This window comes from Neobacillus sp. 19 (assembly GCF_049463095.1).
In the GTDB taxonomy this organism is placed as follows: Bacteria; Bacillota; Bacilli; order Bacillales; family Cytobacillaceae; genus Neobacillus.
This window is the reverse complement of the sequence record NZ_JBMPZU010000047.1, coordinates 68,513-85,343: the sequence shown is the minus strand read 5'-3', so window position 1 is coordinate 85,343 and position 16,831 is coordinate 68,513. Positions and strand designations below refer to the sequence as shown.

The window sequence follows — 16,831 nt, the reverse complement described above, 5'->3', positions numbered from 1 at the left end:
TCCTTTTCACTAGTTATTCAAAATCGCCTATGGGGAGAAGTCGGAAGGTACTTAGGTAGATTGGCAGAGACCTATAGTGGTTCTATAATTATATCTATACTTTGTATATAGTTAAAAAAGACCGCTGGTGATGGTCACACCATACGGTCCATGCAATTGCAGGTTTCCTTCAAGTCTAAGCAGCTCCACAGTGCTGCATTGTTGCTTCAATATCTTTTAAGTTCTTTGTTAGTTACCATTTAACTTTTTGATGATTCTGAAAATTTAATGCCCTATTTTATCCTGTTGGCTATTTGTTTCGATTGTAGCTTTTCTAGTAAATTTAAAATGGTAAAAAACATAGCAAGCGACCACAAAGCCGAATCCTATGTAGAAAGATGTCCGCTGTGTCGGATCGAAAGCGGTAAACACGACGATTCCAATGCACATGATGAAGCACGCAATCGGAACCAAAGGGAAGAAAGGAACTTTATATTTCAAATCCTCCAACTTTGCACCACTCGCAATATACTGTTTACGAAATTTATACTGTGCAAGCGCTATCGCCATCCACGTAACCAGTCCTCCAACACCACTGATAGCAAGAAGTACCACAAATAATGTTTCTTCTGCTACGACACTAGTAAGCAAGGACAACAAGGCAAAAGCGAGAGACACGATCAATGCGTTCATAGGTACACCGCGCTTATTTACCTTTCCGAAGGAACGAGGGGCATGCCCACTTTGTGAAAGGGAAAAAAGGATTCTCGCACAAGCAAACAAACCTGTATTTCCCACCGAAAGAATGGCTGTTAAAATAACGAAATTCATAATATCAGCTGCATAGGGAATACCGATCATGTCGAATACAGTTACAAACGGGCTTTCGAGAACCCCCGCTTCTTTCCACGGAACAATGGCTGATAAGACAAAGGTTGCAAGTACATAGAAAAGTAAAATACGGATGATGATACTACGAATGGCCTTTGGTATACTCTTTTCAGGATCCTCTGTTTCACCTGCTGCAACACCCATAATTTCCGAACCCATAAATGAATACACGACTGTCATCATCGAAATAAATACACCAATGAATCCCATTGGAAATAATCCATCACCGAAAAAATTTGAGAGGAATGGGGGAGATTCTCCCTGGATAGGAATTAATCCGAACACGGCAGCTCCACCAATCACAATAAAAAGGATGACAGCAAGTACCTTTATCGCAGAGAACCAATATTCCATCTCGGCAAAGCCTCTTGCGGTCAAAGCGTTTATACCAAACAAAAGTAAGGTAAAAACTGCGCACCATACCCATATTGGTACATCCGGAAACCATCTGGCCATTAGCAAACCGGCCGCAATAAACTCCAGTCCTACATAAATAGCCCAGCTCAACCAGTAGGTCCAGCCAATCATAAACCCGGAGGCAGGACCGATAAATTTCTCTGTATGAGCCTGAAAGGAGCCAGATACCGGCATCACGACGGATAGTTCTCCAAGGCAAACCATGACCAAGTACATAAGTAATCCACCGACCAAGTAGGCAACAATCGATCCTGCAGGTCCGGCCTCACCAATCGCATACCCGGATCCTAGAAAAAGACCAGTTCCAATGACTCCGCCTATGGAAAGCATAAATAAATGTCTACTTTTCATTGAACGTTTTAATTCTTTTGGTTGATTACCTAGTTCTTGCTGCATCTAATCCCTCCCAATTTTTATTCTATCCCCATGATCGATTTACTAGAATGATTGCCCGTAATACTAATAGTTTATCCGAGCTGAACCTTTTCGGAAGGATCAGCAAACTCTACTAAATCGCTGACTTCCGGTTTAAAAATTTCATAGGCAACGTCGCGTTGATACCTGTTTTGTTCCTTTGCTTCCGAAAATAATCGATAGGTATTTTTTCTGCATAGCTTTTCAATATCCTCTATGACGGACTGCGGATCCGGTTTAACCAGTCCAAAAATAACTGCGTCATAAAACCTTATGGCCCCTAGGTTCGCAACAAAATCATTGACGATGTCGATTCCTCTTTGTTTGATGATTTGATCTCCATCGGAAGAGATCGGAATATTTGCAGCTTCAACAATCAAACCTGCTTTTACAGTATCAGCATTTGACTCATTTATTACGTCCTCTAATGCACATGGGATGAGGATATCGCAGTCCACATGAAGCCAGTCTGAATTTGGCCTTACAGTATAATTCGGTTCAAAATAGTCTTGATCCATTTCTCCATATCCATTTTTATGGGTAAGGAGCTTCTGAACATCTAACCCATCATCACAAGTGACTAACAAGTTCGCATCCGAAATTCCGACTATTTTATAGCCTAATTGAGACAGTTTTAATGCACAGCTTGCACCTACACAACCGAAGCCTTGGATGACAACCCTCGCTCCGCCTTTACCGTTCTTAAATTTCCACGCTTCATCTGCCGAAAAGGCAACACCATATCCTGTGACAGCATCATATAAAGGTAATCCGTCAATACTTGTTTTCATCAGCCTTTCAAATTCCTTTATCCCATGAAGCACAGCAGGATTGTGTTTCATTGACTTCGTCAAAGGGATCTCAATGCCGAATTCGTTAAAAATCTTGAGCACATCTTCATATTTTGTACCTAAATCACTTCCCAAAGATACGCCAATATCAATATAAGGCATCATGGCAATTAAAAATCTTCTTAGTACGGCATATGCATCAGGAGCTTTATAATCATAAGAAATACCCGCCTTACATCCCCCAGTCGTTCCACTGTCATTCGCTACATACTTATAAGCCATTGCCTTGGCTAATCTTATAACCTCTTCCCTTGTCACTGACGGATGCATTCTCGTACCGCCGCCTGTATAACCTTTTATGAAGTTATGAACAACTAGCCACCCTTGTGCATCTGTTTCCGTATCATTCCACTCTACAACTAAATATGGTTTATTCAATCTTCATACCTCCTTCATTTTGAACATGTTGTTTACTAGTATGATAGCACACACTGTTAAAGCGCTTACAAAATTATCGATTACTATTGCTGCCATCCCCTATTTACACCTACTAGTTTACTAGCAAAATTCATGCCAACTTTTCTATGAACAAAACAGCGGACATATAAGGTTTTATTCCTATGAAAGTGAGTGCAATGGTGTTCAACGAGTCCCTGCAAACTCACCCTTATTCTAACAATTAGGTCCCTTGCAAAAATAGTGCAGAAGATTACTTGCAGTCTATTTGTTAAGCCTCTATTCAAACCAATGAATTGGCTTTGGATCCAGATTAATGTTAATTTGTTTCGTCTCCTGATATTCATCCAATCCATACGTACCAAGGCTTCTGCCAATACCACTTTGCTTATAACCTCCCCATGGGGCTTGAATATTCGTTAGATGGTAGGCATTCACCCATGTGATGCCGGCACGGACCTTTTTGATGACCCTTAGTGCTTTGTTTTGATCTGTAGAGAAAACCGCACCCGCAAGTCCGAACTCTGTATCATTGGCAATCTTGATCGCCTCTTCTTCATTAGTGAATTTCTGGATGGTGACGACAGGACCAAAGATTTCTTCCCTGACAATCCGCATATCGCTTGTTACATGAGTGAAGACGGTAGGTTCAATGAAAAATCCCTTTTCCAAACCGTCTTTCTCGATTCGATTGCCGCCCAGAGAAAGGGTTGCACCTTCTTCTTTGCCAATCTGGATGTAGTCCAGTATACTCTCGAAGTGCTTTTCACTGACAATCGCTCCCATCTGGGATTGCTCATCATTTCCGGGACCCACTCGTATTCCCTTTGCTTTTTCTACATATTTCTCTACAAATTCATCGTAGATACTTTCTTGGACAAGAATACGGCTCCCCGACGAGCAAACTTGCCCAGAACCCATGAAAATACCAAATAAGGAGTAATCGACGGCTGTTTCTAAATCTGCATCATCAAAAATGATGTTCGGAGATTTCCCTCCCAGCTCAAGGGACACCTTTTTCATATTTGTAGTCGCAGCCTGCATGATATGGCGGCCGACCTCAGTGCTTCCAGTAAAAGAAACAACATCCACATCATTGCTTTCAGCAATCGTCTGGCCGACAACCGATCCAGATCCCAGAAGGAGGTTCGCAACTCCCTTTGGTAAATCAGTCTGATCAATCAGCTCAAATACTTTTACCGCTGTCATTGGGGTAATTTCTGCCGGTTTTAATAGAATGCTATTTCCTGCTGCCAATGCTGGAGCAATCTTCCAAACACTCATCAATAAAGGGAAATTCCAAGGAACAATTAATCCTGCAACACCGATCGGTTCCTTTACAATCAATGTTTGCATCTCCTGGGATGCTTCAAACACTTGGCCATTAGGGAGTGTAAGCAGACCTGCGTAATAACGAAATGCATGAACCGCCTCCTCAGCATCCGACTGTGCCTCTCTTTTTGTTTTTCCATTATTCTGTACTTCCAAATCCCTTAACTCATGGATATTTTCCTGCAGTTTATCAGCAATCTGAAGTAATACCGCCGCCCGCTCCTCCGAGGATTGATCAGACCATACTCCACTTTCAAACGTTCTCTTCGCTATTTTGATTGCTTCTTCTGTTTCTTCTTTTGTTGCTTTTGGGGCTCTGGCAATGACTTTCCTGTGTAGCAGGATTCATGATATCAAGTTTTTGCGGGTTACTGGACTCTGCCCAATTCCCATTTATATATTGTTTCAATTCTTTTATCATACCTTTGTTTCCTCCCCATTTGTTATGGCCTCTGCCTGTTCATACATTTTGAAATGGTGGATGAACGCCTGAATTCGGTGAAAACGTATCCGTATTTTGATTTGGACGGAAAGATGCAATGTATTCATCCGTATCCTTGTATTCCAATACTCCTACTGCTTCAACATCTACGACAACCATATAAGGTTTCTTGCTTGCGATGGCATTTGCTAACCCATCCTTAAACCCACCGACCGAGGATACTTTCTCTGATTCAAAGCCCATTGATTTTGCCATCATGACGAAATCTGGATTTTTCAAGTCGACAGATGTCCGTCTGCCATATGCTGATTCTTGGTAGTATCTTAAGATTCCATATCCGCCATCATCAAATAAGAGAACGATTATCGGCGTATCTTCCTGAATCGCAGTAATCATCTCACCAGCATTCACCATGAATCCGCCGTCTCCTACAATAAGAACGACAGGCTTTTCTGGCTGACCAATTTTGGCACCGATCGCCATTGGCAACCCTTGACCTATTCCTCCGCCGGTCACGTAAAGGTAATTTCTTGGTTCATACATGTCGAACAATTTATTCCCCCAAGTATATCCGGGAATGGTTACGTCAGTCACCAACATTGTATTCTCAGGCAGCTGTTCACGCATGATATCTGCAATGTCTCCGTAAGGGCCAATATTGCTGCGAAGTTCATCACGCACGGCTTGACGGGCAGCCTTCACTTCATCCACATAAGCTGCATCTGGAAGAATCTCCTTCTGTGTTAACGCAATGTTAATCTCTTGTAAAACGTCTTTTGCATTCCCAACCAGTGTATACAATGTATCAAAATTGCGGTTAAATGCATTTGGATTCAAATCGATATTTATATGATTTTCTGGTACTGGGAGCGTCCAGTTATTCGTTTCCGTTCCGCGAAAACGGACCCCAATACTGAGAAGTAGATCCGAGTTTCTCAATAGTTCCTCCACTTGAGAAGTAAAAGCAAAGTTACCGATGCAAAGCGGGTGATTTTCAGGGATTGACCCTTTACCGGATTCACTTGTAACGACTGCAGGCTGAATTTTATCTACTAACATTTGAAGTTCCTCAGAGGCATTTGAAGCAATCACTCCATTTCCTGCCCAGATGACGGGTCTTTTTGCTGAAGCAATCTTTTCAATTACTTCTGCTGGAATGTTGATTTTCGTTTTTAAATTTTGCCCCATCGCCACCTCGACCAATTGATTTTGCGGAATAATTTGCGCTTGGAAATTCGTTGGAATGGAAATAGTAACAGGACCAGTCGGAACAGTCCCTGCCTCTTTAATCGCCAAGCGAATAAATGGGGTGATTTGCTTTGGACGCTTCAACAAATAGGCAGCTTTGTTTGCACCATCCATCATTTTTAACTGATCCTTCGCTTCGTGGATATAACGTTGATCCGTTCCAATATAATGAGAATCAGCTTCCCCTGTAATGTGTAAAACAGGTGTCCCTGCGTTCCATGATTCTACCAATGAACCTGCACCGTTCCCAGCTCCAGTACCAGTACTTGTAATGACAACCCCCAATTTTCCTGTCGCACGTGCATAGGCATCAGCCATGTTGACCGCTCCACTTTCACCGCGGGCAGTGACGATACGGATGCTTCCTTCCCGCAAGATTGCATCATAAATCGGCATATTGTGAATACTAACGATCCCGTAAACTACGTTCACTTCTGCTTGTACAAGCTCTTTTACGATTGCGTCTGCAACTGTGAATTCCGTTTGATTGTTCATGGTCATACCCTCCAAACATTGCGTTTTATTTATCTTACAATTTCTTCACTATTCATACGTTCCTGAATAAAACCTAGGGACTTTTTTGCTTCCGAAATCATTTGTTGAATGAGTTCATTCACTGAAGGTATTTCTTTAATCAAACCAACAGACTGCCCGCACGACATAAGTCCACCATCCACATTTCCTTCAAAATAAACACTTTTCGCTCGTTTACCCGTGATTAACGGAAGTAATTGCTCGATGGTTGCTCCTTCCTTTTCCAGCCGCTCCACCTCTTTACTCACTTCATTCAATGCCACTCGTGAAGGACTTCCAATATTTCGTTGGACAATAATCGTATTCGTTTCATCCGCTTCAAGCATCCAATCCTTCACATGATCATGAATAGGTGATTCTTTCGTAGCCATGAATCTAGTCCCCATGAGCACCCCTTCAGCCCCAAGTGCTAGGGCGCTTATTAATCCTCTTCCATCTGCAAATCCGCCTCCGGCAATGACTGGAATGTCTACGGAATCAACAACACGGGGAAGCGCAACTAACGTCCCGACATCACTCATTCCGGGATGACCACCTGTCTCATTACCGACAACCGTTACGGCATCCACCCCTACCCTTTCAGCAGTCTTGGCATATTTAGGTCCAACTACCTTATGAATAACCTTGAAATTATTTTCTTTAAACATTGGCATGAATGGTTCAGGGCTCCTGCCGCTCGTTTCAACAATTCGAACATCTTCTTCTATCATTACTTGAATAAATTCTTTATTTGGGATGGGGGTTTGACTTGGAAAAAGGCTCAGATTTACGGCAAAGGGTTTTTTCGTCAACGATTTAACCTTACGAATCTCTTGTCGCAGCAGTTCTGGTGTTCCTTGTGTTGCCGAAGTAATAATGCCTAATCCACCTGCTTCAGATACAGCAGCCGCCAACTCTGCTCTGCCGACCTGAAACATTCCGCCGCAAATAATCGGATATTCTATTCCTAATAACTTAGTTATTCTTGTTTTCATACTTCAACACCTCTTCTACTTTATAAATCTAGCTTACTATCAGAAAACTTACATGGACTCACCTAAAAAGGTCATTACATACATCAGTGACTTTAAGACGGGTGAGTCCATCAATCAACAATTGGAATCACTTCATGATTATGAAAAACTAGTGTCTCCCTTTAATAGTTGTTTTCCTATTGTCCGTTTTTGCATTTCTGTCGTACCATCTGGTATCCGTTGTTCTCTTGCCCATCTCCATACATGTTCAAGCCCCAGCTCATTCGTTAATCCCATACCACCATGAATTTGCATACACTTATCAAGAACGGACTGTGTCATTTCGGTTGAGTGTGCTTTAACCATTGAAAGCTCCTTGACTGGAGTGCCTTTTTGGTTCTCCACCTTCCACGCACAGTGCAGCACCATATTTCGAGCTGCATAGATCTCCAGTGCACATTCCGCCAGCATCATTTGTATCGCCTGGTGATTACCTATGGTTGTACCAAATGTTTTCCGTACATTTGCATAGTCAATGGCTTTATTTAAAGCCCATTGTGCGGTACCGACACAGTTTGCGGCCACAGATAGCCGCCCAAGGTTTATTCCATCAAGTGCTGTTCCAAATGCCTGATGCAATTCACCAATAATATATTTCTCATGTACCCGGGCATCTTCGAGAGAAATGATTCCTACCTCCCCGCCCAGGTTCCCTAATAGGGCGATCGCATTATCACACACGCACGTAACCCCATCCATTGGGACAAGAAAACACGTGATACCCCCGCTTCTTTGTTTGGCCATCTCGGGATCGGTGATGGCAAAAATCATCGCATAGTCAGAATATGCTGCATACGAAATCCATTGTTTCGTTCCATTTAAAACCCAATAGTCGCCATCTTTCACGGCTCTTGTTTTTAAGTTCCATATATCGGAACCCGCGTCAGGTTCTGAAAGTCCAAAACATAACCAGGTTTCCCCACTTTGTACTCCAGGTAATATTTCATCCCTTACCTCTTGTCTAAGCCCTTTCAAAACCGGGGTCAGCCCATCGGTAAATAAACCAATTGGGAAAATATGTTGGGTTAATAGATCTTGACCAAATTTTTTATAGACCATTTCGTGAATAAGAGCCATATTTACGGGGCCAAATACATCCCCTGTTCCTCCCAATTCTGGAGGGGCAAACATATTGAAAAAACCTGCTTTGGCAGATTTTACCCTAACCTGGCGGATTGCTTCCATCGTTTCTTTTGAATACAATCCATTTTCATCATAAAAGTATCTTCCATTGCTTAATTGTTTATGATATTTCTTTTTAAGCGGTTCAACCTCTCGTTCAACAAATTTTTCAATTGAGGCTACAACTTCTTTTACTTCTTCTGGAATCTTGAAATCCATTATTATCAGCTCCTATTAAGTGATGTTCAACTAATTTTTCATTTTGAAAACTAATTTCTACGTCAGTATGGCATTATTTTTTGAACACTTGGTTCTTCTGTTTTGACTGGATCGGCGACTGTTCTTATGAAAGCATCCACAGCTACGGCACCTTGACCTTCAGGGAGTACTAAAAGCGGATTGATTTCCATTTCCAAGATATTATTTCGATTGGCTTCGGCATATGCTGCCACGGATTCAGCCGCCTTTACGACCGCCTCAATATCCCCTTTAGGACTGCCTCTGAATCCTGTTATTAATTTTATTCCTTTAAGTGAATACAGCGCTTCCAAAATTTCTTCACGACTTGCAGGCAATAGAACAGGTACACTATCATTTACTAAATTGACAAGGATACCGCCCATACTAATCACCAAAGCCAATCCAAATTGATCATCCCGCTTGATACCTATGTTTAATTCAGCCACAGCATTTGGTATCATTTCTTCCACTAAAAACCGGATGTCGTTAACATCCATCTGATCTGCCAAATTCTTATGGATATCTAGCAATGCCTGTCTAACTTCCTCTTCCGTTTGCAATTTCAATTTGACAGCGCCGATATCGGTTTTATGGGCAACCTTTGCGCTTACCCCTTTAGCGACAAATGGCCCTGCCATTTCTTCGTCTATTAGCTGTTCATCCTCAATAGAGACCATTTTTCCATAAGGTATCTTTACACCATACGAAAGAAGTACTTGTTTCCCCTGCCATTCATCCAACACAATGGCCTCAATCTCTTGAGGTCGATCTTTGGACAATAACAAGTTAGATGGTACGGGGGAGTTATTCCTTCTTCTTTCGTTATATACTGTAACAGCGTGAATCGCGGTAAATGCATCTGTCATCCCTTGCAGAGGCGTAATCCCATTAGATATGAATTTTTCACGAAAATGACTAGGCATTCCTTCTGGCAATACTGATATAACAAGTGCCTGTGTTCGCGTTTGTTTATGAACCTGTATATAGGCATTGACGACAGCTTCCCATGATTCCATATCTCTATACTCATTATCCAAGTAATCAAAAATGAGCAATGTAGTATGGAATTGCCCTTGCATAAAGCTTGTGAAACAATCGACTAATTTTTCTTCATCTCCCCAAATGGACATATTATAGTCAAGGGGATTGGACACATGTTCAAACTTCGTCAACTGTGATTTCAGTTCTTCCCTCTGTTTAGCAGTTAAATCTGGAAGGGAAAACCCTTTTTTTGCTGCTTCATCGGCCGTAATGGCTGATTCGCCGCCTGATACTGTCAGAACTCCTACATTTCGCCCCTCTATTGATCCTGCAACTGAAAATAACTTTAACGTTTCCAAAAATGCAGATAGTGAATCAACGCGGCAAATATTTAGGCGTTTAAACAGCGCTTGATAGAGGTCATCCGCTCCAGCCAATGAACTGGTATGACTCATGGTTAATTGACTTCCAATTTCAGAAACACCTGTTTTATATGCCACAATAGGAATTCCTTTTTCCAAAGCCGTTTTGGCTGCTTGAATAAACTTTTCCATATTACCCAGACCCTCGATGTGTAAACCAATTGCGGTAACCCTTGGGTCATCACACATAGCCATGATATAATCTGCGATATCAAGCACTGCTTGATTGCCGATACTCAAAGCGTATGCAAGCGGCAAGGAGCGGCCATTCATGGTTATATTAAAGCTCAGATTTCCGCTTTGGCTTATAATTGCGACACCTTTATCCGTCGGTTCGGATCCAAAACGATCTGCCCATAATGGTACTTGATCCAAGTAATTTATTACTCCATAACAATTCGGACCGATCAATGCCATATCACCGGCAGCCTCGATGAGATCCTTATGCAATTGGTTATTGCCCACTTCAGAAAATCCCGCAGCGTAACAGACGCATCCAAAGGTTCCCATTGTTCGCAATTCCTTTATGGCCTCAACGGCTCGATCAGCCCGTATGGCAATAAAAGCTGCATCTGGCACCCGCGGAAGTTCATGTATGTTTTTGCAGCAGCGAACTCCTTCGATTTCCACCTCTGTTTTATTTACAGCGTAAATTTCCCCTTGGAATCCTATCTTTTTACAATTTTGAATACCTTTTTGGATAATATTTTTACCGCCTATTAAAACAAGATGTCTGGGATTTAGCATTCGCTTTAAATTTTCCAGTTTACCCTCCATTCGTTCCCCCCCATTTCCAACTGAACCACATGCACAAATATGTAATGCAAATTTTGTGCCACTATTTAAAACCTTTGTTTTACACCTTTCTTCGACAGGTTCCCCTCCTTAAAATGAGTTTTGAATACTCACTTGAACCATAATTAACTCACCTGCTCATCCGTTCGTGATCAGTCAGAATAATCGTGGTATTTTTCACTGAACTTACGGAGTGCTTATGATATACTCTTGTTATTGGAATATTCATAATTATTTATGGGGGAATATGTGGAATGAATCAGTCAATCAACCCTGAAAATATCGAAATAGCAGGGGAAACTCTTAAAGAACTTTTGGATTATTCATCAGACGAGATTTTCATATTTAACCGCGACAGGCAAATTATTTATGCTAATAAAGTTTGCGAAAAAAATTATGGTTTACCAAGGGAGCATTTACTGGGCAAATATAGTAATGACTTGTTAGAAAAAAAGTATTGGACTCCAGCCATTTATCCAGAAGTTTATAAAAGGAAAAAGCCATTTTCAATTATTCAAACAACGAATATGGGTATTGAATTGCTTACTTCGGCCATCCCCGTTTTAAATGATAAGAATGAAGTCGAATTATTAATTACAACCGCAAGAGAGTTAAAAAACCACAAAATTATTACGTTAAACGTGAACAAAAAATCGCAGACACAGGAGGAACACGGAATAATTTCCCGTTCCACTAAAATGAAAGGGATCCTTGCCTTTTGCCAGAAGGTCGGAATAACAGATTCTACCATTTTAATTCAAGGGGAATCAGGTACTGGGAAAGGGGTGCTTGCCAATTATATTCATCAAATAAGTAAACGGAAAAACATGCCTTTTCTAACCATCAATTGTGCAGCCATTCCTGAGGATTTATTAGAATCAGAACTGTTCGGGTATACAAGAGGGGCTTTTACCGGATCGAATCCTTCAGGGAAAATGGGATTGCTGGAAGTGGCGAATAATGGTACCGTTTTCCTTGATGAAATAGGCGACATGTCCCTCTCTCTCCAAGCAAAATTACTTCAAGTAATACAAGATAAAGAATTTATTCCAATTGGCGGGCAAGAGAAGAAGAAAGTAAATATCCGGTTCATTGCAGCAACAAACCGGGATTTGGTCAAGCAGATTGAAACGGGGCAATTTAGAGAGGATTTATACTACCGCTTAAATGTGATTGATCTCACCTTACCGCCACTTAGAGAGAGAAAGGAAGATATTATTCCACTTATCTATCATTATCTAAATAAATTTAACCAAGTGTATGAGTCGAATAAGCTTATTTCTCAAAAGTGCCTTGGCGTACTGGCGGGGTATTCATGGCCGGGAAATATACGCCAACTGGCAAACTTAATCGAGAAGCTGGTCATTATCAGTGATACTGTCATTGATTTTCACGATCTTCCGGAAACATTCCACAAAAAACAGGATACAGATCTTCAGTTAAATGAACCTAGGACACTGGACGAGGCCATTGACCAAACAAAAAAATATATGATCAGAAAATCCTATCAAAAATTCAAAAGTTCGAGAAAGGTTGCAAAAGATTTACAGATTAGCCAAACGACTGCAACAAAGCTTATCCAAGAATATTGCGGCGATTTACGCAGTATAAAATAACTATTTATGGAATAAACAGAAAGTAATCCACCCCAGTTCAAGGGTGGATTATTTTTATGAATTAATATTTATCAATTCCCGCAACATTTTTTTATTTTTTCCCTGCCGCAAGGAAATGGGCCATTTCTACCAACCTTATTTTCATTTCGTACAGTTACACTTAAATGTTACGCTAACTGAAAAACTATATCCATTGAATAGAACCAAACTCCCCATGTGGATGGTTTTGCAATTTGTATCTTTTATATTCATGCTCTAACCTTGATAGCGGTAATTCGTACAGCATTTTGTCCTCTTTCTTATATACATTTAAAAAAATTAGCTTATTGATAAGTTTTTGTCTCTTCTTTTCCACATGATTATTGTTCATAAGAAACACTCCCCCATTTTATATGCTTCATTTCCTATTTCGCTAAAAAGGACGTTACCGTTCCATTGACCAACCCAAGAAACTCCCTTTGGGTTTTCTTGTTTTTTTTGTTATATTCATTATAAACATACAATTCCTATCTGTAAAGTATGAATTAAAAATAAAAAGTCTTCTCAATGGATAAATACTCATTTTTTCTCATTTTTATGCATTTTTCTTGTTTTTTACTATAGAATCTATTATTCTTATAAAAAATAATAGATGAGGTGCAGACGAAATGAAGAAGAAAATAAGTTTATCCTTTATCGCATTGATTTTTAGTCTTTTGACAATTGTTGGTGGAGCTTCTGCTGAAACTGTTACATACAAGCCTTCCCTTGTACACAAAAACGGGGCAATGGCCTATGAACACATGAAATATTTAGCATATGAAATAGGTCCAAGGGTGGCAGGAACGGACAATGAGCGAAAAGCAGAGCAATATATTAAAGGTCAATTCGAACGGGTCGGCTTGGAAACAACCGTACAAGATTTTAGCTACATAAGAAGGGGAACAACAACCCATTCCTCAAACATTATTGCGTATAAGCCTGGAAAATCAAGTAAACAAATCATTGTAGGCGCTCATTATGATTCGGTTTCTGTTGGACTTGGAGTTGATGATAATGCATCGGGTGTCGGAGTCTTATTGGAAGTAGCTGAAGTGCTGAAAAATATCCCAACCCCATACTCTATTGTGTTCATCGCCTTTGGTGCGGAAGAAACCGGTTTAAGAGGTTCAACTAACTATGCTGCCAATATGACACCAGCGGAAATTAAAAATACAATTGGTATGATTAATATGGATAGTCTTGCAGTCGGTGATAAGATGTATGTCTATGGGGGACTTGGAAAGGCTGGTTTTATACGTGATCAAGCCTTGGAGATTGTGAAAAAGAAGAAGTTACCTGTTGGTACTAATCCCGGCTTGAATCCAGAATATCCTGCAGGTACAACCGGTGACTGGAGTGATCATGCACCATTTAAAAACCTTGGTATTCCATACGGATACCTAGAAGCAACTAACTGGGAAATCGGTGAACTAGATGGTTATGACCAAACTGTTCAATATGGTGGTGTATGGCATACCGATAAAGATACCATTGAATTTATTGAACGAGAATACCCAGGCAGAATTCAAGAACATCTGTCAACCTTCAGTACTCTGTTAACTGATCTGTTAAAATTTATGGATAAAACTAGTACATCCAAATAAAAGCAATTTCATTGATTCATAGGAGTGTTACGATCTCTAACACTCCTGTTTTTTACATAAAATAGATAATTTCCTTCTCAGTTACCTCATTCTTAGGAAGACAGTGACGCCAAAACACTCATTCCTCCGCATACATATAATACCTGACCTGTGGTGAACCAATTTTCCTCGTCCGCAAAATATTCCACGACATTCGTAACCTGCCTTGGAGTACCCACTTTCCCCATTGGCTGACTGCTCATGCGAAATCCGACTTCCTCTTCTGTGCTCTGTTGATGAAGCGGTGTATCAATCATACCAGGCGCAACACAATTTACCGTTATTCCCATTCTTGCCGTTTCTAAAGCAAGCGACCTTGTAAGGCTAACTATTCCGCCCTTTGAAGCTGCATAATTACACTGGGCTGTACCGCCCAGCCACCCTCTTGAAGAAATATTAATAATCCTGCCATACCCTTTTTCCTTCATTATTTTTATCGCCTCACGACAGCATAAAAAATAGGATGTAAGGTTTACCTTTATAATTTCGTCCCAGTCCTCGTCCTTCATTTCTGTAATGGGCAAATTGCGCATAGTACCAGCATTATTGACAAGTATATCGACAGTCCCATAAGTGTTTAGCACCGTTTTAAATAAGTCGTCACACTCACTGCTTTGGGAAACATCAGCCTTCACAAATATGGCCTCGCCGCCTTCTGACTTTATTGTATCAACAATTTTGTTCCCTCTTTCCTCATTTCTTCCAACTACCACTACCTTACAGCCATTTGCCGCAAATTTAACGGCAATATCCTCACCTATTCCTGATGTACTGCCGGTAATAACCGCAACCTTATTTTTCATCGGACGTCCCTCCATCGTAAAATCTTCCAACTAAGGAAAAAACTCAGGATTTCCGATACTGCTTGATACCCGAAAACCCTAAGTTCATTCACTATCATTTAATTAATTATCAAATCTATTAAAAAATTTTTTACTAACTAACTGCTCGAACTGCTTTTTTAGTCCGTTTGCTTGGATCCTTCAGCTTTTCGCCAAAGAACATTTCAATGATATCGTCATCCGGCTTTTTAGTGAATAATGCCACTAGAATAAAGGCTGTAACCGAAAGGATCAGTCCAGGAAGTATCGGGTGAACTGCCCATAGTGGCTTTAATGACGGGAAGATATACATTGCCGCTGTAGAACCGAAGCCGACGATCATGCTGGCAAGACATGCCTGTGAATTGGCTCTTTTCCAGTAGAAGGTGCCAATAAGCGATGGCAGTACTCCCGCTCCCATCATCGCAAACGCTGATGACCATAGGAAGAAGATTCCTTGAACTGTTTGAGCAAAATACGCAATGATTATGGATAAAACCGTACAGACAATCATGGTGACCCTTGAAATTTTAACAACTGTTTTTTCTGATGCATTCTGATTAATCAGTTTTTTATAAATATCATAGCCTGCGGCTTGGGCTGAAATAATAAGCATCGTTGAAGCTGTTGACATAACTGCTGCAATAATACCAATCAGAACAATTGCAGCAACTAAGGGCGGGAGAATACCCATAACAACCGTTGGGAAGGCATAGTCAATTTTCTCAAGGTTTGGATAGGTCACCCTTGCATATGCTCCTATAATAAGCCCGCCGATCAGGATAATACAGTTTGGTATAAGGATAAGGGCAACACCACTGATCGCAGCCTTTTCATCCTTGGCAAGGTAGACCCTTGTCATTTGATGGGGCTGTGATAGATTACCCATTGTCCATACAAGGAAGAATGAGATGACCATACTTAAGGTAAAATAGCTGTTTGTTGGAGATAAAAGTTCAGAGCCCCCTGCCCATGGCTTTCCTTCTGGAACAGAAGCCTGTCCAAAAGCAGATATTAAATTCTCAAAGCCTCCACCTTTAACTAATGCCACACTCACCGATACAACTATGGCAAATATCATTAAAATAAGGCAGGCCGTATCCGTCCACGCGACAGCCTTTGCGCCGCCCGAATAAGAATAAAGTAAAACCACAACGGCGCCTATGATAATACATGTCATATAAGAAAGGTCTGTAACAAGGCTTAAAACGGTAAAAATCCCCAGGTACATAGCTGCCATCCCAACCGTATAAATCATCAGGATCAGAAGCGAATAAAAGCCTCTTGTAAATTTAGAGGGATACCTTAAAGCAATGAGGTCCGGCATGGAACGTGCTCCGTAATAATAGCCGATTCTCCAGAATTTTTTTGCAAAAAATGCCGCTAATATAAACATGGGTAGGATTGTGGCATTAAAATTCCAAATCTGTGACCAACCGGCAGCATAATTGGCTCCAATCTGTCCAATAAAGGTTCCGGCACTCATAAAACTGGCGCCATATGTACCGGCAACAACCCACTTGTTCATGCTTCTTCCTGCTACATAGTAATCATCAGCCGTATCTTCCTGTCCTTTTGAAGCTAAAAATCCGATTACAATTAGAAAAAGCAAGTAAAGTATAAAAACGATAATATAAATATTCATACACTATC

At 40.8% G+C, this 16,831-nt stretch carries 11 protein-coding genes and 1 pseudogene; 2 read left to right on the top strand and 10 right to left on the bottom strand.

Annotated features, from left to right (window positions below):
* Positions 1 to 264 precede the first annotated feature (264 nt).
* The 7 genes and pseudogenes from ACO1D1_RS14890 to ACO1D1_RS14860 all read right to left on the bottom strand — a co-directional run bounded on the left by ACO1D1_RS14890 (position 265) and on the right by ACO1D1_RS14860 (position 11,059).
* Positions 265 to 1,683, bottom strand: coding sequence for an amino acid permease (locus tag ACO1D1_RS14890; protein WP_423336377.1), 1,419 nt, complete (start codon positions 1,681 to 1,683; stop codon positions 265 to 267).
* A 71-nt stretch (positions 1,684 to 1,754) separates the two neighbouring features.
* Positions 1,755 to 2,930 carry a Glu/Leu/Phe/Val family dehydrogenase gene (locus tag ACO1D1_RS14885; protein ID WP_423336376.1) on the bottom strand — a complete coding sequence of 392 codons (1,176 nt, stop codon included), beginning with the start codon at positions 2,928 to 2,930 and terminating at the stop codon, positions 1,755 to 1,757.
* Positions 2,931 to 3,227: 297 nt separating this feature from the next.
* Positions 3,228 to 4,698 (bottom strand): annotated as a pseudogene (locus ACO1D1_RS14880) (aldehyde dehydrogenase family protein).
* 42 nt (positions 4,699 to 4,740) lie between these two features.
* Entirely contained in the window at positions 4,741 to 6,465 is a 1,725-nt protein-coding gene (locus tag ACO1D1_RS14875; protein WP_423336375.1) for a thiamine pyrophosphate-binding protein, read from the bottom strand.
* A 29-nt stretch (positions 6,466 to 6,494) separates the two neighbouring features.
* A complete protein-coding gene (locus ACO1D1_RS14870) occupies positions 6,495 to 7,478 on the bottom strand; it encodes an NAD(P)H-dependent flavin oxidoreductase (RefSeq protein WP_423336374.1) in 984 nt (327 codons plus the stop codon).
* Positions 7,479 to 7,616: 138 nt separating this feature from the next.
* Positions 7,617 to 8,858: an acyl-CoA dehydrogenase family protein gene (locus tag ACO1D1_RS14865; protein WP_423336373.1), complete on the bottom strand. Its 1,242-nt coding sequence runs from the start codon at positions 8,856 to 8,858 to the stop codon at positions 7,617 to 7,619.
* A gap of 62 nt (positions 8,859 to 8,920) precedes the next feature.
* Positions 8,921 to 11,059 carry an acetate--CoA ligase family protein gene (locus ACO1D1_RS14860; protein WP_423336372.1) on the bottom strand — a complete coding sequence of 713 codons (2,139 nt, stop codon included), beginning with the start codon at positions 11,057 to 11,059 and terminating at the stop codon, positions 8,921 to 8,923.
* Between the two features lie 272 nt (positions 11,060 to 11,331).
* Here ACO1D1_RS14860 and ACO1D1_RS14855 point away from each other — a divergent pair, with 272 nt between their 5' ends.
* Entirely contained in the window at positions 11,332 to 12,693 is a 1,362-nt protein-coding gene (locus ACO1D1_RS14855; RefSeq protein WP_423336371.1) for a sigma-54 interaction domain-containing protein, read from the top strand.
* A gap of 184 nt (positions 12,694 to 12,877) precedes the next feature.
* On the opposite strand, the gene ACO1D1_RS14850 is transcribed toward ACO1D1_RS14855, so the two are convergent.
* Entirely contained in the window at positions 12,878 to 13,063 is a 186-nt protein-coding gene (locus tag ACO1D1_RS14850; protein WP_423336370.1) for a Fur-regulated basic protein FbpA, read from the bottom strand.
* Between the two features lie 277 nt (positions 13,064 to 13,340).
* On the opposite strand from ACO1D1_RS14850, the gene ACO1D1_RS14845 reads away from it, so the two are divergent.
* Positions 13,341 to 14,318 carry a M20/M25/M40 family metallo-hydrolase gene (locus ACO1D1_RS14845; RefSeq protein ID WP_423336369.1) on the top strand — a complete coding sequence of 326 codons (978 nt, stop codon included), beginning with the start codon at positions 13,341 to 13,343 and terminating at the stop codon, positions 14,316 to 14,318.
* A 92-nt stretch (positions 14,319 to 14,410) separates the two neighbouring features.
* Here ACO1D1_RS14845 and ACO1D1_RS14840 read toward each other — a convergent pair whose 3' ends face one another.
* Together ACO1D1_RS14840 and ACO1D1_RS14835 are read right to left on the bottom strand one after the other, a co-directional pair.
* Positions 14,411 to 15,160 carry an SDR family NAD(P)-dependent oxidoreductase gene (locus tag ACO1D1_RS14840; RefSeq protein WP_190284887.1) on the bottom strand — a complete coding sequence of 250 codons (750 nt, stop codon included), beginning with the start codon at positions 15,158 to 15,160 and terminating at the stop codon, positions 14,411 to 14,413.
* A gap of 133 nt (positions 15,161 to 15,293) precedes the next feature.
* Positions 15,294 to 16,823 (bottom strand): sodium:solute symporter family protein, encoded by a 1,530-nt coding sequence (locus tag ACO1D1_RS14835; protein ID WP_423336368.1) that lies wholly within the window; start codon positions 16,821 to 16,823, stop codon positions 15,294 to 15,296.
* Between the last annotated feature and the right edge of the window lie 8 nt (positions 16,824 to 16,831).

Bases quoted from the DNA above. Each gene is read 5' to 3' on its own strand.
- ACO1D1_RS14840 (WP_190284887.1), bottom strand. From the start codon at position 15,160: ATGAAAAATAAGGTTGCGGTTATTACCGGCAGTACATCAGGAATAGGT.
- ACO1D1_RS14860 (WP_423336372.1), bottom strand. From the start codon at position 11,059: ATGGAGGGTAAACTGGAAAATTTAAAGCGAATGCTAAATCCCAGACAT.
- ACO1D1_RS14855 (WP_423336371.1), top strand. From the start codon at position 11,332: ATGAATCAGTCAATCAACCCTGAAAATATCGAAATAGCAGGGGAAACT.
- ACO1D1_RS14835 (WP_423336368.1), bottom strand. From the start codon at position 16,823: ATGAATATTTATATTATCGTTTTTATACTTTACTTGCTTTTTCTAATT.
- ACO1D1_RS14865 (WP_423336373.1), bottom strand. From the start codon at position 8,858: ATGGATTTCAAGATTCCAGAAGAAGTAAAAGAAGTTGTAGCCTCAATT.
- ACO1D1_RS14870 (WP_423336374.1), bottom strand. From the start codon at position 7,478: ATGAAAACAAGAATAACTAAGTTATTAGGAATAGAATATCCGATTATT.
- ACO1D1_RS14875 (WP_423336375.1), bottom strand. From the start codon at position 6,465: ATGAACAATCAAACGGAATTCACAGTTGCAGACGCAATCGTAAAAGAG.
- ACO1D1_RS14890 (WP_423336377.1), bottom strand. From the start codon at position 1,683: ATGCAGCAAGAACTAGGTAATCAACCAAAAGAATTAAAACGTTCAATG.
- ACO1D1_RS14850 (WP_423336370.1), bottom strand. From the start codon at position 13,063: ATGAACAATAATCATGTGGAAAAGAAGAGACAAAAACTTATCAATAAG.
- ACO1D1_RS14845 (WP_423336369.1), top strand. From the start codon at position 13,341: ATGAAGAAGAAAATAAGTTTATCCTTTATCGCATTGATTTTTAGTCTT.